This window comes from Petralouisia muris (genome assembly GCF_004793545.1).
Taxonomy (GTDB): domain Bacteria; phylum Bacillota; class Clostridia; order Lachnospirales; family Lachnospiraceae; genus Petralouisia; species Petralouisia muris.
This window is the reverse complement of record NZ_SRYA01000016.1, coordinates 59,124-79,512: the sequence shown is the minus strand read 5'-3', so window position 1 is coordinate 79,512 and position 20,389 is coordinate 59,124. Positions and strand designations below refer to the sequence as shown.

The following is a 20,389-nucleotide window of genomic DNA, read 5'->3' as shown; positions in this document are numbered from 1 at the left end:
TGGTTAAAAAAGAAAATAAAGGACATAATAACCTCAGGAAAATATTACAGGAGGAAAAATTATGTCGCAGACAGTTGGGACACAGAGTATTCAGTTTGAGCAGGCGCCTTATATTTTAAGCAGCGCCAGCATTGTGGGGACGAAAGAAGGAGAAGGCCCGCTGGGAAAACTATTTGATGTGGTAGGCTCCGATGATAAGTTTGGAGAAGAGACCTGGGAAGAGGCAGAGAGTACCTTGCAGAAAGAAGCTGCTGTTCTCGCTCTGGGAAAGGCAGATTTGAAGAAGGAGGATATCCGCTATATTTTCGGCGGCGATTTACTGGGACAGAATATTGCAACGACTTTTGGATTGATGGAATTGAACGTTCCCCTGTTTGGATTGTACGGCGCCTGTTCCACTGCAGGAGAATCCCTTGCTCTTGGAGCAATGGCAGTGGCAGCAGGATATGGGGAGCAAGTGCTGGCGGTTACCTCCAGCCACTTTGCCAGTGCGGAGAAACAGTTTCGATTTCCCCTGGAGTATGCCAATCAAAGGCCCTTATCAGCTACCTGGACGGTTACAGGAAGCGGAGCCTTTATACTTGGAACAAAGCGAAGTCACCTTAGGATTACCGGAATTACTCCCGGAAAAGTTGTGGACTACGGCGTGAAGGATTCCATGAATATGGGAGCGGCTATGGCTCCTGCAGCCTGTGATACCATTTACCAGAATCTGGAAGATTTTAATCGCCAGCCGGAAGACTATGACAAAATTATAACCGGAGATTTGGGTACCGTGGGACAGGAAATTCTGATTGATTTATTGAAAGAGAAAGGATTTGACATTTCCATGGTGCATATGGACTGCGGAATTGAGATTTTTGACAGCGAGGCTCAGAATACCAATGCAGGAGGAAGCGGATGCGGCTGTTCTGCCGTAACGCTGAGCGCTTATATCCTGCCTAAATTAGAAAAGGGGACTTATAAGCGTGTATTGTTTGTTCCCACCGGTGCGCTTTTGTCTACCGTAAGTTTTAATGAGGGTCAGAGTGTGCCGGGGATTGCCCATGGAGTAGTGATAGAATATGCCGGATAAGGAGGGACAGATGGAATGGATTATATCAATGCATTCTGGGTGGGCGGATTGATTTGTGCATTGACCCAGATTTTAATGGAAAAAACAAAGATGCTTCCAGGACGGATTATGGTATTGCTGGTGTGCAGCGGAGCCGTTCTGGGCGCCCTGCAGATTTATGAGCCTTTTCGGGAATTTGCGGGGGCGGGAGCAAGCGTTCCGCTTCTGGGTTTTGGCGATACCCTGTGGAAAGGGATTGAGGAAGCGGTACAGTCGGATGGATTTATCGGAATTTTTATGGGCGGCTTTACGGCAAGCGCAGTGGGAATTTCAGCAGCCCTTGTATTCGGATATTTGGCAAGCCTGATTTTCCAGCCTAAAATGAAAAAGTAAACAGGCAGGTATAAATTTTAACAATTCTGCCCACATTAATACAGCGAAAGAAAATTATATGGAAAAGGAGATTTTATTATGAAGCAGTTTAGAAAAATTCTGATTGGGTGCCTGCTGGTGCTGGCATTAAGCAGTGTAACCGCCTGCGGAAGCAATGATAATGCAAATGACAATAATGGGACAACCAATGATGGGAATGGAACCACCAATAACGGAACCACCAATGATGGAAATGGAACCAATAATAACGGAACTACCAATAACGGAACCACCAATAACGGAAATGGAACCACTACCAACGGAACCACCAATAACGGGAATGGAACCACCACCAACGGAACCAATAATAACGGAACCAATAATGGCTCTTTAACAGATGATGTGGAAAATCTGGGAGATGACATTATAGATGGTGTGGAAGATTTGGGAAATGATGTGGAAAACGGCGTGGAAGATATGACAGACGGAAACGACAACAATAATAAAAACAATGCCAATGACAAGAACGCCAATGGAACGGAAGCGGATACCAACAAAACAAATACTAAGGATAACAAATAAGGACGGTAGTTGAGAATCTCTGGCAGGCTGCAGTTTTCGGTTGCTGATGACAGCAACGGAGACCCTGCAGCCTGTTGTTTGTGTATAAAAAAGCTATGGTTCCGGAATGATTACAAAGAAAAAATGGCAGTCTGCGGGCGTATCAATCTCCTGCTTCGAAATAAATAAAAAATTCAGGCGAGAATGAGACAGGGAGGAATAAAAGTGTTATAATGTTATTCATAAAATACCATTAGGAAAACAGGAGGAAACTATGGACGTTGTTGCATTAGGCGAATTATTGATTGATTTTACAAAGAACGGGCTCAGTGAGCAGGGGAACGGTATGTATGAAGCCAATCCCGGAGGAGCTCCCTGTAATGTGCTCTCCATCCTTCAGAAGCTGGGGCACTCCACAGAATTTATCGGGAAAGTCGGGAAAGATTCTTTTGGGGAACTGTTAAAAGAGGCAATTGAAGAACAGGGAATCGGCACAAAAGGTCTGCTGTTTGATGAAAAGGTACCCACGACACTTGCATTTGTACATACCAAACCAGATGGGGACAGAAGCTTTTCCTTCTATCGGAGTCCAGGCGCGGATATGATGATTCAGAAAGAGGAGATTCAGGAAGAACTGATTCAATCAGCGAAAATCTTTCATTTCGGCAGCCTTTCCATGACATCTGCCCAGGCGGAGGAGGCAACCAGGCATGCCATTGAAACAGCGAAAAAGAATCAGGTGCTGGTGTCCTTTGATCCCAATCTGCGGCCGCCTCTGTGGGACAGCCTGGAGACAGCCAAGGAGAAAATTGCTTACGGCCTTACCCAGTGTGATATTTTAAAGATCTCAGATAATGAAATAGAATTTATGACAGGAAAACAGGACATCGAAAAAGGCATTCAGAAGATTCTGGATCAGTACCATATTCCGCTGGTTTGCGCCACTATGGGAAAAGACGGAAGCAAAGCGTTTTATCAGGGAGACGTTATCAACGGACAGCCATTTCACTCGAATAAAACAATAGAGACAACAGGAGCCGGCGATACTTTCTGCGGATGCATGCTTCATTTTATTCTGACTTACGGCATGGAAGGATTGACTCCTGAGAGGTTACAGGAGATGCTGGAATACGCCAATGCCGGAGCTTGTCTGGTTACTACGAGAAAAGGCGCCTTAAGGGTCATGCCATCGAAAGAGGAAATTGAGAAATTTAAGGGGGGAACTTTACAGTAAATGGCAGTTGGGTTCAGCCTGTTGTGCAGCAGGCCGCATAGCTATCCATACTTATGGAAGGGAAAGACTGCTGATTGCTTGGACTGTTGGAAAGGAGGGGATATGCATGGGACTTTTTAAGAAAAAACTGACGGTAAATATGGCAATCAATAAGGTGCGGACAACAGAAAATGCATACCTGATTGACTGCAGAACAAAATCGGAATATAAGAGCGGACATGTGTCTGGGGCAATTAACTGGCCGGCGGATACCATGACAGAAGAGAGAACACTCCGCAGATTTCAGGATAAAGAGGCAGAGCTTTATCTTGTAGGCAGCTATAGCCAGAAACCGGAGGCTGCTGTGAAAAAGTTTAAGAAGATGGGATACAGGAATGTGGAAGCCGGAGGGCTGATGGAGGAGCATCACGGCCTGCTGGTTAAGTGAACCATTAAAAGTGAGAGATAAAAACGCTTCCGTATGAAACATGTAATACAAACGATGGAAAACAGTAGTTACATTAAGTTTCATATGGAAGCGTTTTCCTGATATGCCAAAGCGGGGAGTTATCTTTCATTCTGCAGGCAATTCTGAATGCCGTCCGTACTGCAATACAGAAAACGCCGATTATTCATCAATACTGTAATTGGGCGCTTCTTTGGTAATATGAATATCATGGGGATGGCTTTCCTTCAGGGATGCAGCGGAAATCTTAATGAATTTCCCAGTTTCTTTCAGCGTTTCAATGTCTGCTGCGCCGCAGTAACCCATTCCGGAGCGCAGACCGCCGATTAACTGGAAGACGGTATCCTCCACGGTTCCTTTGTAAGCCACACGGCCTTCCACGCCTTCCGGCACTAATTTCTTGGCATCCTGCTGGAAATAGCGATCTTTGGAGCCGTTTTCCATGGCAGCCAGAGAACCCATGCCCCGGTATACCTTGTATTTTCTGCCCTGATACAATTCAAAGGTTCCCGGACTTTCATCACACCCGGCAAAAATACTGCCCATCATGCATACATTGGCTCCGGCAGCAATAGATTTCGTCATATCGCCGGAATATTTGATACCGCCGTCTGCGATAATTGGAATGCCGTATTCTTTCGCTACCTTGTAACAGTCCATAATTGCAGAAATCTGAGGAACGCCGATGCCTGCTACCACGCGGGTGGTGCAGATGGAACCTGGGCCGATTCCTACCTTTACCGCATCTGCGCCGGCTTCAATCAAAGCTTTGGTGGCCTCGCCGGTTGCAATATTTCCGGCAATCACCGAAAGGTCGGGATAGGTGGATTTGATCTGTTTTACAGCGTCTAAGATGTTCTTGGAATGTCCATGGGCGGAATCCACTACAATCACATCAACTTTGGCGTCCACAAGGGCTGCCACACGTTCTAGCATATTAGAGGTAATGCCTACGCCTGCGCCGCAGAGCAGTCTGCCCTGTGCGTCCTTGGCAGACATCGGGTACTTGATCTGTTTTTCAATATCTTTAATGGTAATAAGACCTTTGAGGTTGAAGTTCTCATCTACAATCGGAAGTTTTTCCTTCCGTGCTTTGGCAAGGATTGTTTTTGCTTCTTCCAATGTGATGCCTTCTCTGGCAGTAACCAGATCTTTGGAGGTCATAGATTCTTTGATTTTTCTGGAAAAGTCTTCTTCGAATTTTAAATCACGGTTGGTGATGATTCCAACCAGTCTGCCATTCTCTGTGATGGGTACGCCGGAAATCCGGAATTTTGCCATAAGGTTGTCCGCATCCTGCAGAGTATGCTCCGGGGAAAGTGAGAACGGATCTGTAATTACGCCGTTTTCCGAACGTTTTACCTTGTCCACTTCCTCAGCCTGCGCCGCAACGGACATGTTTTTATGAATGATTCCGATGCCGCCCTGACGTGCCATGGCAATTGCCATTCTGTGTTCTGTAACAGTGTCCATGCTGGCGCTCATCATAGGGATGTTTAATTTCACTGTTTTGGTCAGGTTGGTAGATAAGTCTACCATATTGGGGGTGACTTCTGAATATGCAGGAACTAATAATACATCGTCAAATGTAATTCCTTCACCGATAATTGTACCCATTTTTTTCCTCGCTTTCTTTGAAATTCAATATTTTCTGGTAAGTGTTATTCCCTCGATTTTAACAAAAAAGCCTGGAACTGTCAACGACTGGCGGACAGAAATTTGAAAATTGAAAAAACAAATTTTCCATTTCAATCCACCGTTATTTGTAGTAAAATAAATCTGCAGTTAAAATAAGGAATTGTTCAGAAAGAATGATTAAATTCTGCGCAGTTCTCAACAAGAGAATATTACAGACAGAAAGAAGTGAAAAAATGGAATTTCGTCCATGTATTGATATACACAATGGAAAGGTGAAACAAATTGTAGGAGGAAGCCTGAAAGATCAGGGAAGCTATGCAGAAGAAAATTTTGTGGCAGAGCAGGACAGCGTATTTTATGCCAGACTGTACCAGAGCCAGGGAATCCGGGGCGGACATATCATCCTTTTGAATCCTGCAGGCAGCCCCTGGTATGAAGCCACAAAAGAGCAGGCCATGAAAGCCTTAGCGGCGTATCCCGGCGGGATGCAGGCAGGCGGCGGAATTCATGCAGAGAATGCTGTTGAATTTCTGAACGCAGGCGCCAGTCATGTGATTGTTACCTCTTATGTGTTCCAAAACGGGGCCATTCATTATGAAAATTTGAAGAAACTGCAGAAGGTAACCGGAAAAGAGCGTCTGGTTCTGGATTTGAGCTGCCGCAGAAGGGGAGAGGATTATTACATTGTGACCGATCGGTGGCAGAAATTTACAGAGGAAAAGCTGTCAGAGCCCCTGCTGGAGAAGTTGTCGGGATATGCGGACGAATTTCTCATTCATGCAGTGGATGTGGAAGGAAAAGCGCAGGGAATTGAAACAGAGCTGGTTCGGATGCTGGGAAGCTGGGGGAAGATTCCCATTACATACGCAGGAGGGGTGGGCAGTTTTTCCGATTTGGAACAATTAAAGGTTCTGGGGCAGAACCGGCTGAATGTTACCATTGGAAGCGCATTGGATTTGTTCGGAGGAGCCATGGGTTTTGAAGAGACGCTGAAGTATTGTGCCAGGGGATAAGCCTTTCATCCAGAGTGTGTTTCAAACATGCTCCTGGATGCAGACATTGACTTTAAAAAAAAGATTGCGTATAATAGCCATGGCAACTGTAACATATTACCTGATTAAAGGAGTGAAGCGTTATGAGCAGATACACGAAGCAGGACATTTTCCGAATGGTGGAGGAAGAGGATGTGGAATTCATTCGCCTTCAATTTACGGATATGTTCGGAACTTTGAAAAATGTAGCAATCACCAGAAGCCAATTAGAAAAAGCGCTGAATAACCAGTGCATGTTTGACGGATCTTCCATTGAAGGATTTGTGCGCATTGAGGAATCAGATATGTATCTGTACCCGGATTTGGATACCTTTGCAATCTTCCCCTGGCGGCCTCAGCAGGGAAAAGTTGCCCGGATTATCTGTGATATTTATCGGCCGGACAAAACGCCTTTTGAGGGAGATCCCAGATATATTTTGAAAAAAACACTGGCGCAGGCGGCAGAACTGGGATATCAGTTTGACGTAGGGCCGGAGTGCGAGTTTTTCCTGTTTCATACAGATGAAGACGGGTGTCCCACCACGCTGACCCATGAGCGGGCAGGATATTTTGACCTGGGTCCGGTGGATTTGGGAGAAAATGCAAGGCGGGATATGGTGCTGACCTTAGAGGATATGGGATTTGAAATCGAGGCGTCTCATCATGAGGTTGCCCCGGCTCAGCATGAGATTGATTTTCGCTATGATGAGGGACTGGCAACGGCAGACAATATTATGACCTTTAAGCTGGCGGTGAAAACCATTGCAAAGCGGTTCGGGCTGTTTGCAAGTTTTATGCCAAAACCCAAATACGGGGTGAATGGTTCCGGCATGCACATCAATATGTCCGTGTCAAAGGACGGAAAAAATATTTTCAACGACTCTTCGGACGAACTGGGACTGAGCCGGGAAGCCTATTATTTTATCGGCGGGCTGCTGAAGCATATGCAGGGGATGACGGCGATTACCAATCCTCTGATAAATTCCTATAAGCGGCTGGTGCCGGGATATGAGGCTCCTGTCTATATTGCATGGTCCGCCACCAATCGAAGTCCTCTGATTCGGATTCCGGCGGCAAGAGGGGAAGCCACCCGAATTGAACTTCGCTGCCCCGATCCGGCAGCTAATCCATATCTTGCCCTTTCCGTATGCCTTGCGGCGGGGCTGGACGGCATTAAAAACAAGCTGCAGCCGCCGGCTCCGGTGAATGCAAATATTTTCCATATGGAAAAAGAAGAACTGAAGCGGCTACATATTGAAACTCTGCCTGCAAATCTCCATGAAGCAGTGAAGGAATTGAAAAAAGACGAGTTTATTTGCAGCATACTGGGAAATCACATTGCAGAAAAATATGCAGAGGCGAAAGAGGCGGAATGGGAAGCTTACCGGGAACAGATTACCGATTGGGAAATCAGTAATTATCTGTATAAAATATAGTTCCGTGGAGGAAGTGTTTTGGTTCATATAATTGTCGCATTTCCCAACATGGAAAATGGAAAAAATATTAAGAATATTCTGGTAAAAAACGGGTTTCATGTCAGCGCTTTGTGCGCCACAGGAGATCAGGCGCTGCATCATGCAGATCTGCTGGAAGAGGGGCTGGTGGTCTGTGCCGGCAGAATGACGGATATGATGTGTGAACAGCTTCGGGAGTACCTGCCGGACAGCTTCGAGATGATTGTAATATCCGCTCCCACTGTCTGGGAGGGCAAATCTCTGGAGCATGCGGTGTGCCTGACCATGCCCTTAAAGGTTCATGAGTTTATCAGCACTGTGGAAATGATAGCGTATTCCATAGAGAGAAAGCGAAAGAAGAGAAAATTCCGGCGCCAGGAACGGAGTGAAGAAGAGCGGCAGGCCATCCGAAAGGCCAAGGAGCTTTTAATGGCAAGGAATCAGATGACAGAAGAAGAAGCCCACCGCTATATACAGAAAACCAGCATGGACAGCGGAACAGGGCTGGCAGAAACGGCGCAGATGATTTTGAGTATGATACAAAGATAAAGTTAGGAGGCGTATCTGTGAAATTTACGAAAATGCACGGAATTGGAAATGATTATGTATATGTAAACTGTTTGGAAGAAGCAGTAGACCGTCCGGAAGAAACCGCAAAATTTGTCAGTGACAGGCATTTCGGGGTGGGTTCGGACGGATTGATTCTGATCAGACCATCTCAAAAAGCTGACTTTGAGATGGCTATGTACAATGCGGACGGCTCCCGGGGAGAGATGTGCGGAAACGGCATTCGCTGCGTGGCAAAATATGTGTACGATTACGGCCTGACAGACAAAACCAGGATTCAGGTGGAAACTTTGGCAGGAATCAAGGAACTTGATTTAACTGTGGAAAACGGCAAAGTGTCCCTGGTAAAAGTAAATATGGGCGCACCGGAATTATCCCCGGAGAAAATTCCGGTGCTTGCCCAGGCAGAGCAGGCAGTCAATCTTCCTCTGGAAGTGGATGGAATCATGTATCAGATGACCTGCGTTTCTATGGGGAATCCCCACTGCGTGATTTTTATGAAGGAGGATGTGCGGGAGCTGGATTTGGAGAAAATCGGCCCCTCCTTTGAGAACCATCCCAGGTTCCCCAGGCGGGTAAATACAGAATTTGTAAACGTGATTGACAGACATACACTGCGCATGCGCGTCTGGGAGAGGGGCAGCGGAGAAACCCTTGCCTGCGGAACCGGAGCCTGCGCCGTTGCCGTGGCAGGGATTTTGAATGATAAAACAGAGCATGAGGCAGCGGTGCATCTTTTAGGGGGCAATTTGCATATTGCCTGGGAAGGCGGCGATAGTCCGGTATATATGACAGGCCCGGCCACTGCTGTATTTGACGGGGAAGTGATTCTTCCAGAAGACATAAAATAGAAAGGAACCAAACATATGTTTAAAATTAATGAAAATTATCAGAAATTACCCGGCAGTTATTTATTCAGCACTATAGCGAAAAAGGTATCTGCCTATACAAAAGCAAACCCGGAGAAAGAAATTATCCGTCTTGGAATCGGAGACGTGACCCAGCCCTTGGCGCCGGCAGTCATTGAGGCCATGCACAAAGCCGTAGACGAGATGGGAAATGCAGACTCCTTTCGGGGATATGCGCCGGATTTGGGCTATGAATTCTTAAGGAACGCCATTGCAGAGCATGATTACCGTTCCAGGGGATGTGACATTTCTCCAGAAGAGATCTTTGTTTCTGACGGAGCAAAAAGCGATTCCGCCAATATCCAGGAGATCTTTGGGCCGGATAACCGAATAGCAGTCTGCGACCCTGTGTATCCGGTGTATGTGGATTCCAATGTGATGGCAGGAAGAACAGGCGTATATGATGCCCAGGCAGGAACCTGGAGCAATGTGATTTATATGCCCTGCACCATGGAAAATAATTTTGTGCCGGAATTTCCCAAAGAAACGCCGGATTTGATTTATCTGTGCCTGCCCAATAATCCTACCGGAACCACGATTACCAGAACTCAGCTTCAGGAATGGGTAGATTACGCCAATCAGGTGGGAGCCGTGATTATCTATGATGCGGCGTATGAGGCGTATATTTCAGAGCCGGAGGTGGCTCATTCCATTTATGAATGCCAGGGGGCAAAAACCTGCGCCATTGAATTAAAGAGCTATTCCAAAAATGCAGGCTTTACCGGAGTCCGCTTGGGGTATACTGTGGTTCCCAGAGAATTAAAGTGCGGGGAGGTTTCCTTAAATCACATGTGGGCCCGCCGCCACGGAACCAAGTTCAACGGCGCGCCTTACATTGTGCAGCGGGCAGGGGAAGCCACCTACAGCCCGGAAGGAAAAGCTCAGCTGAAGGAACAGGTGGCTTATTATATGAAAAATGCAGCAGCCATCAAAAACGGGCTGAAGGAGGCAGGTTATACGGTGTTCGGCGGGGTAAACGCCCCCTATATCTGGCTGAAAACGCCGGAGCAGATGACTTCCTGGGAATTCTTTGATTATTTGCTGGAGAAGGCCAACGTCGTAGGAACTCCCGGAGCCGGGTTCGGTCCCAGCGGCGAAGGGTATTTCCGGCTGACTGCATTTGGAAGTTATGAAAATACCCTTGCGGCGCTAGAGCGGATTAAGAAGCTGTAAGGGGGGCCGCCTGAATTCAGACGGCGAAATGCTGTTAATCAGAAGCTGCAATCACCGCCTGAATCCGAAGATCTTCTTCTCTTGCGGCAATGGAAGCTCCCGGAACGGAGAAGTCAGGCATGCCGTCTGCATTCCAGAAGATCTTGCCGATGTAGGCGTTTCTTCCGGCGTCGTAAAGAGGCTGGTAATCTCCCTCTCCAAGATACCGGGCTTCCTGCCGTCCGTGGTAGACGAACAAATCGTCCCTGCCGTCTGTGGATGTGGTAAAGCTGTTGTGTCCGGGGCCATAATATCCGGTTTCCGGGCAGCTTTGGAATACAGGATAGGGCAGCTTCTTCCAGGAATCCGCATCCAGCAGGTTGGAGTCTGCGTCAGCGTACAGAAGACCCATACAGTACAAAGCGTCTGTGCCGCTGGCGGAAAAGGTCACAAAAATTTTATTTCCGTGCTTTAATACGGCAGGCCCTTCGTTCACTGGAAATCCGTGCAGTTCCCAGTTATATTCCGGATGGGTCAGCCTAACGGCCGGAGTGCAGACTGTCCAGGGGTTGGAAAGTTCTGCAATAAAAATGTCAGAGATATTGTTGGTTTTCTGGGCCCAAAGCAGATAATCTTTTCCATTGTGACGGAGATATGTGTGATCCAGGGAAAAATCTGTAAAGGCAATATCTCCTTCGATGGTGGTTTGTATGGGTCCTTTTTCTGTCCAGTCATCTGCCATAGGATCAGAGCCCTGGCATTCCAGGCAGTGAGGGCGGATTCTCCAGGAGGATTCATCGGAAATGGTAGTGGTGTAATACACATACCATCGCCCGTGAATAAAATGGAGTTCCGGCGCCCACAGGTGCGGGCTCATGGAGCCGCCCTTGATAGGTTTTCGTTCATAAATGATTTTCTCCCGGTATCGGCCGGAGTTGTCAGTCAAATCTTCTAAGGTATTCCCGCAGCGGAGAATCAGGTACAAGTATTGGTATTTTCCATCCAGATTGTGACCGGCGTCCGTGTGGGAGGCCATAAAGTAATATTTCCCGTCTGTATGTTTATAAATGTAAGGATCGGCCCGATGGCTGATTAGGGGAGCCGCATATGTGGGAGCCTGAATAACGCCGGACATACCCTCCCAGGCGATGGGCCGTTCTTCTGTCATGCCGTTGGAATAAGATACGGTAACAGCTTCGGGAAGGGGAGCGGTTTCGTCAGGGATGCAGACCTGCTCCGCGAAAGACAGGACCACAGGCTCCGGCGCGCCGTATCTGAGCTGTAAGCTTCGAAGGGCAGCCAGTGAAATTTCACATCCTTTGGGCTCTAGTCTCTTCAGTTCTTGCATCAGCGGCAGCTCAGGCTGGGGCAGTAAAACCGCGCATCCTCCGTTGAGTGCATACCAGCGGAGCCGGTTGTAGCTGTATTCCAGATAGTATTCGTTATCAGAGGGAGTTTCCCAGCATACCTGGTGAGAGCGGATGTATACCGTGTCATTTGGGCATAAAAAATCTGCCGCAGGAAGCTTCTGTAATTCTTTTGTGTTCATAATCATTTCCCGGGCATTTACTTTAGAATATAAGAGTGATATTATTTTATCATAGAAAGTTCCAGTTGACAACAAGAATGTGAGGAAAATAACATGGCTACCATTAAGGAAATTGCCAGGGCATGCAACGTTTCCGTTGCAACGGTGTCAAACATTCTGAACCATAAGCCCGGCGCCAGTGAAGAAACCAGGAAAATGGTAATGAAGAAGGTAAAGGAATTAAATTATACGCCTAATACAGTTGCAAGAAATCTGAAAACGAAAAATACAAAAAGCATCGGAGTTATTGTGGAAGATATGACGATATTCAGTATTCCGGATATTGTAGACGGAATCACGGAGCACTGTGAGGAGGAAAATTACCAGATTCTTCTGATTAATCTGCGGCTTTTTAAAAAATATCAGGATACCTATTATCACAGGGACGACTATTACGGCCTTGTCAAGGATGAAATCTGGAAGCTGATTGCCAAACAGGTGGAGGGCATTATTTATGTTGCCGCCCATGAGCGGACCATCCGGTGCATTCCGGAAGATCTGCCTATTCCGGCAGTGATGGCCTATGGCTATACAGACAGCGCGAAAGTGCCTTCTGTGGTTGTGAATGATGAGGACGGCGCTTTTCAAATTACCAGCCACGTAATCGGACAGGGCCACAGAAAGATCGGGGTTATCACAGGAAAACGGGACAGTCCCCATGCCCAGGAACGGCTTCTGGGTTATCAGAGAGCCTTATATGAAAACGGCATTCTCTATAATCCGGCTTTAATCTGTACCGGAGACTGGACCAGAATCAGCGGGTACAAATGCACCGACGGGCTGTTAGAGCGGCAGGTGACGGCGATTTTCTGCATGAATGATTTGATGGCCGGCGGAGTGTATGACCGGCTGGAGGAGCTGGAGCTGAGACCGGGAGAAGACATTTCCATTGCGGGTTACGATAACCGGGAACTTTCCGGATATTATAAGCCGCCCTTGTCTACCATTACCCTTCCGTTACATGATATCGGATATGAAGCCAGTGAAATTATGCTGAAGATGCTGCAGAAGAAAGAACTGGACGAAGCCGACCGCATCCACCGGGTAAATTGCTATCCTCTTATCCGGAAATCTGTGAAAAAAATGTGAATTATTATAAAAAATAAGCGTTTTTGGCTTGGAAAACAGGCTGAAAACGCTTATTTTATGGGGTATTTGTGCAAAATGCACAATATTAAACGTTTAATTTGTACTTGCAATTGTTGAAATAGGGGTATATAATGAGAAAAAAATAAATATAAGAAATGCAAAAAGCCACAAAACATGGCTGAAAAAATGAAAAACAGAAAGGAAAACGCATTTATTTTCAATATAAGAGTAGAGAATGATTAAACGTTTAATAAACAGTAATTTCAAACAATGATTCAGAAAAATTTAGAAATGGAATGGATTATGGAAAAAGAAAGATTACATACAATTCCCCTGAAAAATATCAGAATTCATGACAGCTTTTGGGACAAATATGTCCGGCTGGTGAAGGAAGTCCTGATTCCCTACCAGTGGGATATCCTCAATGACAGGCTGGAGGGAGTGGAAACCAGCCACTGTATCCAGAATTTTAAAATTGCAGCAGGAGAGGCTTCGGGAGAATTCGGAGGGGCAGTATTTCAGGACACAGATGTGGCAAAATGGCTGGAAGCCGCAGCCTATGTGCTCGAGACGAATCCGGACCCGGATTTAGAGCGACTTGCAGATGAAACGATTAACCTTATTGGGAGAGCCCAAGGAGAAGACGGATATCTGAATACATATTTTACCATCAAGGAGCCAGGCCTTCGCTGGACGAACCTGAAGGAAGGCCATGAGCTGTACACTGCGGGGCATATGATAGAAGCTGCGGTAGCTTATTATGAAGCCACGGGGAAAGAGAAATTCCTGGAGATTGTAAAGGGGATGGCAGACTTAATCTGCCGGATATTTGGGCCGGAAGAAGGAAAATGCCACGGCTACCCGGGACATCAGGAAATTGAGCTGGCCCTGATACGGCTCTACGGCGTTACAGAGAAAGAGGATTATCTGAAGCTGGCAAAATATTTTATTGACCAGCGGGGAGTGGGAGAAAATTATTTTCTGAAAGAGGAAAGGAGCCCCAGGTATCAGCAGATATTTCCGGAATTTGCAGGATATGACGCCAGATATTCCCAGTCTCACCTTCCGGTCAGAGAGCAGACAACAGCAGAAGGCCATGCGGTACGGGCGGTGTATATGTACTGCGCCATGGCGGATTTGGCTTATTATTATCAGGAGGAAGGCTTACGGAAAGCCTGCCGGACTTTGTGGCAGGATATGATAAAGCGACGGATGTATCTGACAGGAAGCATTGGTTCTTCCGGATTGCTGGAACGTTTTACCACAGATTATGATTTGCCCAATAACTGCAATTATTCCGAAACCTGCGCTTCCATCGGCCTGGCGCTGTTTGGCAGAAGAATGGCTCAGATGGAGAAAGACGCTTCCTATATGGATGTGGCGGAGCGGGCTCTTTACAATACGGTGCTGGCGGGGATTGCCATGGACGGAAAGAGTTTCTTTTACGTCAATCCCCTGGAGGTCTGGCCCGAAAACTGCATGGAGCGGACTTCCAAGGAGCATGTGAAGCCGGTAAGGCAGAAGTGGTTCGGCGTGGCTTGCTGTCCGCCGAATATTGCAAGGACTCTGGCGTCCTTGGGACAGTATATTTATTTTATGGATGACCATACGCTGTATGTGAATTTATATATTTCAGGAAATGTTTCCGCAGAGCTTGCCTGCGGCACAGTGGAAGCGTCGGTGGTAAGCGATTTGACCAATACCGGCCATGTAGAGCTTGAGTTTAAGAAAGAGAAAGCGCCGTATTCTTACCGCATAGCCCTGCGGATACCGGACTATGTACGAAACTACCGGATTCGGGAAAACGGAGCAGAATTAGGCGGCTTTCAATTGGAAAAAGGTTATCTTTACCTGGAAGCAGAGGAGGATGCGGTAAAGCTGGAAATTGATTTTGAAGTTCCGGCGGAATTTGTAAGAGCTAACCCGAAGGTCAGGGAAGACGCAGGCAAAGTTGCCCTGGTGAAAGGACCGCTGGTGTATTGTCTGGAAGAAACAGACAACGGGGCAAATCTGCCCGCCGTGTTTGCAGACGCCAGGCAGGAAATCAGGGAGGAATATCGGGAGGATCTCTTAGGAGGAACCACGACCCTGAAATTTAAGGGAATGCGGCTGACAGACCATGAGTGGCAGGACGGCGCCCTGTACGGGGCCAGAGAAAACCGGTTTCAGAAGGCAGAGCTGACAGCCGTACCCTATCATTGCTGGAATAACCGGACGCCTGGAGAGATGCTGGTCTGGATGCATGAGAAGTTATAAGGCCTTCGAAGGCAGGAACGGGTATGGAACGGTCCTGGAAGGAACAGAAACCAATTACCTGGAATCTTACAGGGATTGCCCCTGAAAGAATAAATTAACCGGATGCTGCTGTAAGGAATCCGGAAAAAACAAAAGGAGGACACGAAATGAAAAAGAAAGTGTTATCAGTGCTTCTGTGTATGGCAATGTCAGTCACCATGCTGGCAGGATGCGGCAAAGCAGGAAGCGAAAACGGCGGAACCAAGGAAACGTCTGAGGAAGGAGCAGAGGAAAGCAAAGGCCCGGGCTCCGCAGGAACCAACGAAATGGAAGTGGAGGGCGATGCAACAGAGATTGAGGTATGGACATTCATTGAGCTGCACCAGCAGTTCTACACCGATATGGCGGAAAAATGGAATGCAGAACACCCGGATAAGCAGGTAAAACTGGTACTCAGCAATATGTCTTATGACGATATGCACAACAAGCTGTCGCTGGCTCTGGAATCCGGCGAAGGGGCGCCGGATGTGGTGGACATTGAGCTTGGAAAGTTCCCGGCATTTACGACAGGCGAAATCGGTTTAAAAGACCTGACCTCTGCAATTGAGCCTTACAAAGACAATATCATTGAATCCAGACTGAAAATTTATGGAAAAGACGGCGCATATTACGGATTCCCAACCCACGTTGGAGCGACTGTGGCGTTCTACAATACAGAAGAGCTGGAGAAAGCCGAGGTAGATTATACCGCAATCAAAACATGGGATGATTTCAAGGAAGCAGGCGTGAAATATTATGAAGCAACCGGAAAATATTTTGCATGCGTAGAAACTACGGCGCAGTGGATGATCAACCTGATGCTGACCCAGAAGGGCGGAGATTATCTGGATGCAGACGGCAACATCAACATTACCAATGACATTATGGTAGAGGTGCTTTCTTATATCAAGGAAATGCAGAATACAGGCGCATTTGCAACCGTTCCCGGAGGACAGCCGGACAATGAGGAAGCATATCCTTCTTACAACACAGGCGATTATGCAGTGCAGATTATGCCTTTCTGGCAGACATCCAGATTTACAAGCTACATGACTGACCTTTCCGGCAAAATCGCAATCGCTCCGGTTCCGGTTTGGAACGAAGGAGACGCAATCAAATCCATTGGCGGCGGCGGTACTGGCACTGCTGTAGTGGCAAGCAGTGAAAATGCAGATCTGGCGGCAGAAGTATTTGCATACATCAAGCTGTCAGAAGAAGCAAACAAGGAAGTATGGAATGTATTGGGATTTGACCCTGTAAATACAGAGGTTTGGACAGATACAGAGCTGACCCAGAATCCGGAGAACCAGTTCGTGAAGTTCTTTAACACCTATCCGTTTGATACCTTACTGGAAATCAAGGACGGCATCTATGCGCTGGAATCTCTCACAAGCGAGAAATTCCCGTCCATCAACAATGAGTTCTGCAACGTAACGCTGAACAACATTTTTGAAAATGATATGGATGTGAAAGAGGCTCTGGAGCAGTCACAGGATACTTTGAAGAATGAATTTGGGGAATAAGCAGAGCAGTCACAGAATGCCTGGAACAATGCGTTCAGTGAATCAGTAACTGCAAAAAGAGTACAGATTAGGGCTGCGTCCTTTCTATACGCAGCCCTGACTCTTCAGTGAAGGAGGAAGGTATGAAGAAATTATTTTATTCTCAAAAAATAGCTCCTTATGTATTTGTCCTTCCATTTGTCCTGACGGTGATTTTCTTTTGGATTTTTCCAATTGGAAACGGCGTTCTTCTGAGTTTTCAGGATGTATTGAAGGATGAATGGGTTGGTTTGGGCAACTATAAAAGGCTCTTATCTGACAAAATATTTTTGAAGGCAGTCTTTAACAGTGTGAAATATATGATCGGAACCCTGGTTCTTTTGATTCCGTTCCCCATGCTGTTTGCAACCCTTTTAAACAGTAAATTAATGAAAAAGCCGGGATTCTTTAAATCTATTTACTTTATTCCGGCTCTTACCTCCGTAGTGGTTGGAGGTACCATTTTCCGCCTGATGTTCGGAGAAATGGAAACATCTCTGGCAAACCAGGTGATTGGAGCTTTGGGCCTGGACGCCATTAAATGGCTGAAAGGGCAATGGACCAGCTACTTTGCGCTGCTGCTGTTGGCCTGCTGGCGCTGGACCGGAGTAAATATCCTGTATTTCCTGGCAGGGCTTCAGAGTATTTCCACGGACATCTATGAAGCGGCTTCCATTGACGGCGCAAGCAAATGGCAGCAGTTTATCAAGATTTCTTTCCCGCTGCTGAAACCAACCACTGTGTACGTTATGACAATCAGTATCTATGCGGGACTTTCCATGTTTATTGAAAGCTATATGCTGTGGAAAGGAAACAATTCTCCCCAGAATATCGGTCTTACCATTGTGGGTTATTTGTACCGGCAGGGAATTGAAAAGAGAGCTATGGGTTACGCCTGTGCGGTAGGGCTGATTCTTTTGATTATTGTCATGATTATCAATATGATACAGTTAAAGGCTACCGGAACATTTGATAAGGAGAAGAGATAATATGAAGAGTCAGAAAAATAAAAACATGCTTGCCACCATTATGCTGCTTGTTTTTTTTACCGTCCTGGCAATCCTGATCCTGATACCGATTTATACGATTTTCCTTGCAAGCTTTAAACCGGGCGGAGATTTGCTTCAGTACGGTTTGAACCTGGGAATTGACTGGAGCCGGATGAGCTTTGACAATTATGTGCTTCTCTTTCAGGGGCAGCATGAATACTGGACTTGGTTTACCAACAGTATTATATTAACAGTGATTACCGTAGTGGCTACGCTGATTGTCAGCGCATTTGTAGGATATGGATTTGCAGCTTATGAATTTAAAGGGAAAAATGCACTGTTTATCGTCGTATTGATTATTTTGTCTATTCCGTTGGAGGTTGTAATGCTTCCCCTGTACAAACAGCTGACCGGATGGGGAATGATGGACAGCTATGTTGCAATTGTCCTTCCCTTTGTGGCCCATGCATCTACGATATTTTTCTTCCGCCAGTATCTGCAGGGACTTCCCAAATCACTGCTGGAGGCAGGAAGGATTGACGGCGCCACAGAGTACGGGATTTTTTTCCGGCTGATTCTGCCGATTATGAAGCCGGCGTTTGCTGCAATGGCTATCTTAAACGGCATGAACGCCTGGAACAATTACCTGTGGCCTTTGCTGGTAATCCGTGACTCCAAGAAATACACGCTGACACTGGGGTTGAACACACTGATTAATCCTTACGGCGACAACTACAGCCTGCTGGTGGTAGGGTCATTTTTCTCCATCATACCGATATTTGTCCTGTTTGTATGCTTCCAGCAGTATTTTATTGAAGGTATGACGGCAGGAGCGGTAAAAGAGTAAAAGAGAAACCAGTGATATGGTTAATTTCAAAGTATATAACAGGAGGTAATGCATGAGTAAAACAGCAAAGATGATTATTGACAAGGATTTCCGGATTTCTCAGATAGATGAGAGAATTTACGGCTCTTTTATTGAACATCTGGGACGGGCGGTGTACGACGGACTGTATCAGCCGGGCAATGCCTTATCCGATGAAGACGGATTCCGCAGGGATGTGATGGATCTGGTAAAGGAGCTTCATGTGCCTATTATCCGCTATCCGGGAGGAAATTTCGTATCGAATTTCTACTGGGAGGACAGTGTAGGGCCGGTCAGAGACAGGCCCCGCCGCCTGGAATTGGCCTGGAGAAGCCTGGAGAAGAACGAAGTGGGGCTGAATGAATTTGCCAAATGGACACAGAAAGTAAATTCAGAGATGATGATGGCGGTAAATCTGGGAACCCGGGGCATTGCTGACGCATGCAACCTTCTGGAATACTGTAACCATCCGGGCGGAACAAAATACAGTGATATGCGTATCTCCCATGGAGTGAAAGATCCCCATAAGGTAAAGGTATGGTGCCTGGGCAATGAGATGGACGGTCCCTGGCAGTTAGGCCATAAAACCATGGAGGAATACGGCCGTCTGGCAGAGGAGACAGCCAAGGCAATGAAATTGATTGACCCGTCCATTGAACTTGTGTCCTGCGGAAGCTCCGCATTGGATATGCCTACCTTTCCAAAATGGGAGGCCACAACCTTAGAGTGCACCTATGATCATGTGGACTATGTGTCCATGCACCAGTATTACGGCAACCGGGACAATGACAGTCTGGATTTTCTGGCTTGTTCCAACGATATGGATGAATTTATCCGCACCGTTGTTGCTTCCTGCGACTATGTCAAAGCGAAAAAGCGGGGACGTAAGAATATCAATATCAGCTTTGATGAGTGGAATGTATGGTTCCATTCCAACGCGGCAGATGACGACATTACAGAAAATCATCCCTGGCAGGTGGCTCCGCCTATGCTGGAGGATATCTATACCTTTGAGGATGCGCTTCTTGTGGGGCTGATGCTGATTACTTTGTTAAAACACGCCGACCGGGTAAAAATTGCATGTCTGGCCCAGCTTGTCAATGTGATCGCTCCCATTATGACAGAAGCGGAGGGAGGCGGCGCCTGGAAACAGACGATTTTCTATCCTTTTATGCATGCATCGGCGTACGGCCGGGGCGTGGCGCTGCAGCCTCTGGTTTCCACTCCCAGACATGACACTTCCAAACACGAGGATGTTACAGATGTGGAAAGCGTTGCAGTTTACAACGAGGAAAAAGAAGAACTGACGATTTTTGCGGTAAACCGTACTCTGACCGATGACATTGTATTAACTACGGATTTGCGGGGAATGGAAGGATATCAGATTCTGGAGCATATTGTGCTGGAGCATTCTGACCTGAAAGCAGTGAATTGCGTGGGCGAGCAGCGGATCGTGCCTCAAAATACGAACCGTTCCGCTATGGACGGCGGCGTTATGACAAGTATGCTGAACAAGGCGTCCTGGAATGTCATCCGCTTAAAGAAGGCGTGACAAGCGTTTCCTTCCATGTCTGTTTGATGAGACAGACATGGAAAAGAATCTGCAAATAAACCTGCAAATAAACCT

The 20,389-nt window shown here is 46.8% G+C and carries 18 protein-coding genes; 16 read left to right on the top strand and 2 right to left on the bottom strand.

What is annotated here, in order from left to right; genetic code table 11:
• Positions 1-61 precede the first annotated feature (61 nt).
• The 5 genes from spoVAD (at position 62) to E5329_RS09810 (ending at position 3,648) form a co-directional block, all read left to right on the top strand.
• Positions 62-1,075 carry a stage V sporulation protein AD gene (gene spoVAD, locus E5329_RS09830; protein ID WP_135989380.1) on the top strand — a complete coding sequence of 338 codons (1,014 nt, stop codon included), beginning with the start codon at positions 62-64 and terminating at the stop codon, positions 1,073-1,075.
• A gap of 15 nt (positions 1,076-1,090) precedes the next feature.
• Entirely contained in the window at positions 1,091-1,447 is a 357-nt protein-coding gene (spoVAE, locus tag E5329_RS09825) for a stage V sporulation protein AE (protein ID WP_135989379.1), read from the top strand.
• Between the two features lie 78 nt (positions 1,448-1,525).
• A complete protein-coding gene (locus tag E5329_RS09820; protein WP_275443151.1) occupies positions 1,526-2,008 on the top strand; it encodes a hypothetical protein in 483 nt (160 codons plus the stop codon).
• A 253-nt stretch (positions 2,009-2,261) separates the two neighbouring features.
• Entirely contained in the window at positions 2,262-3,221 is a 960-nt protein-coding gene (locus E5329_RS09815; RefSeq protein ID WP_135989378.1) for a carbohydrate kinase family protein, read from the top strand.
• Positions 3,222-3,327: 106 nt separating this feature from the next.
• The gene (locus tag E5329_RS09810; RefSeq protein ID WP_135989377.1) at positions 3,328-3,648 is read left to right on the top strand and encodes a rhodanese-like domain-containing protein; all 321 of its coding nucleotides are present in this window, start codon (positions 3,328-3,330) and stop codon (positions 3,646-3,648) included.
• Positions 3,649-3,828: 180 nt separating this feature from the next.
• Here E5329_RS09810 and guaB read toward each other — a convergent pair whose 3' ends face one another.
• Entirely contained in the window at positions 3,829-5,283 is a 1,455-nt protein-coding gene (guaB, locus tag E5329_RS09805) for an IMP dehydrogenase (RefSeq protein WP_135989376.1), read from the bottom strand.
• A gap of 254 nt (positions 5,284-5,537) precedes the next feature.
• On the opposite strand from guaB, the gene hisA reads away from it, so the two are divergent.
• The 5 genes from hisA to E5329_RS09780 all read left to right on the top strand — a co-directional run bounded on the left by hisA (position 5,538) and on the right by E5329_RS09780 (position 10,437).
• Complete coding sequence (hisA, locus tag E5329_RS09800) at positions 5,538-6,317, top strand: phosphoribosylformimino-5-aminoimidazole carboxamide ribotide isomerase (protein ID WP_135989375.1); 780 nt, start codon at positions 5,538-5,540, stop codon at positions 6,315-6,317.
• A gap of 122 nt (positions 6,318-6,439) precedes the next feature.
• Entirely contained in the window at positions 6,440-7,771 is a 1,332-nt protein-coding gene (gene glnA, locus E5329_RS09795) for a type I glutamate--ammonia ligase (protein ID WP_135989374.1), read from the top strand.
• Positions 7,772-7,789: 18 nt separating this feature from the next.
• On the top strand, positions 7,790-8,338 hold the full coding sequence (locus E5329_RS09790; RefSeq protein ID WP_135989373.1) for an ANTAR domain-containing response regulator: 549 nt from the start codon (positions 7,790-7,792) through the stop codon (positions 8,336-8,338).
• Positions 8,339-8,355: 17 nt separating this feature from the next.
• Entirely contained in the window at positions 8,356-9,207 is an 852-nt protein-coding gene (dapF, locus tag E5329_RS09785) for a diaminopimelate epimerase (protein WP_135989372.1), read from the top strand.
• Between the two features lie 15 nt (positions 9,208-9,222).
• On the top strand, positions 9,223-10,437 hold the full coding sequence (locus E5329_RS09780) for an LL-diaminopimelate aminotransferase (protein ID WP_135989371.1): 1,215 nt from the start codon (positions 9,223-9,225) through the stop codon (positions 10,435-10,437).
• Positions 10,438-10,471: 34 nt separating this feature from the next.
• Here the strand turns inward: E5329_RS09780 and E5329_RS09775 are convergent, their stop codons facing one another.
• Complete coding sequence (locus E5329_RS09775) at positions 10,472-11,965, bottom strand: family 43 glycosylhydrolase (RefSeq protein WP_135989370.1); 1,494 nt, start codon at positions 11,963-11,965, stop codon at positions 10,472-10,474.
• A 93-nt stretch (positions 11,966-12,058) separates the two neighbouring features.
• Here E5329_RS09775 and E5329_RS09770 point away from each other — a divergent pair, with 93 nt between their 5' ends.
• The 6 genes from E5329_RS09770 (at position 12,059) to arfA (ending at position 20,314) form a co-directional block, all read left to right on the top strand.
• Positions 12,059-13,093 carry a LacI family DNA-binding transcriptional regulator gene (locus tag E5329_RS09770; RefSeq protein ID WP_135989369.1) on the top strand — a complete coding sequence of 345 codons (1,035 nt, stop codon included), beginning with the start codon at positions 12,059-12,061 and terminating at the stop codon, positions 13,091-13,093.
• Positions 13,094-13,396: 303 nt separating this feature from the next.
• Entirely contained in the window at positions 13,397-15,349 is a 1,953-nt protein-coding gene (locus E5329_RS09765) for a glycoside hydrolase family 127 protein (protein WP_135989368.1), read from the top strand.
• Between the two features lie 146 nt (positions 15,350-15,495).
• On the top strand, positions 15,496-16,890 hold the full coding sequence (locus E5329_RS09760; RefSeq protein WP_135989367.1) for an ABC transporter substrate-binding protein: 1,395 nt from the start codon (positions 15,496-15,498) through the stop codon (positions 16,888-16,890).
• Positions 16,891-17,012: 122 nt separating this feature from the next.
• The gene (locus tag E5329_RS09755) at positions 17,013-17,897 is read left to right on the top strand and encodes a carbohydrate ABC transporter permease (RefSeq protein WP_135989366.1); all 885 of its coding nucleotides are present in this window, start codon (positions 17,013-17,015) and stop codon (positions 17,895-17,897) included.
• Position 17,898: 1 nt separating this feature from the next.
• On the top strand, positions 17,899-18,744 hold the full coding sequence (locus tag E5329_RS09750; protein WP_135989365.1) for a carbohydrate ABC transporter permease: 846 nt from the start codon (positions 17,899-17,901) through the stop codon (positions 18,742-18,744).
• A gap of 52 nt (positions 18,745-18,796) precedes the next feature.
• Positions 18,797-20,314 (top strand): arabinosylfuranosidase ArfA, encoded by a 1,518-nt coding sequence (gene arfA, locus E5329_RS09745; protein WP_135989364.1) that lies wholly within the window; start codon positions 18,797-18,799, stop codon positions 20,312-20,314.
• Positions 20,315-20,389: the final 75 nt, after the last annotated feature.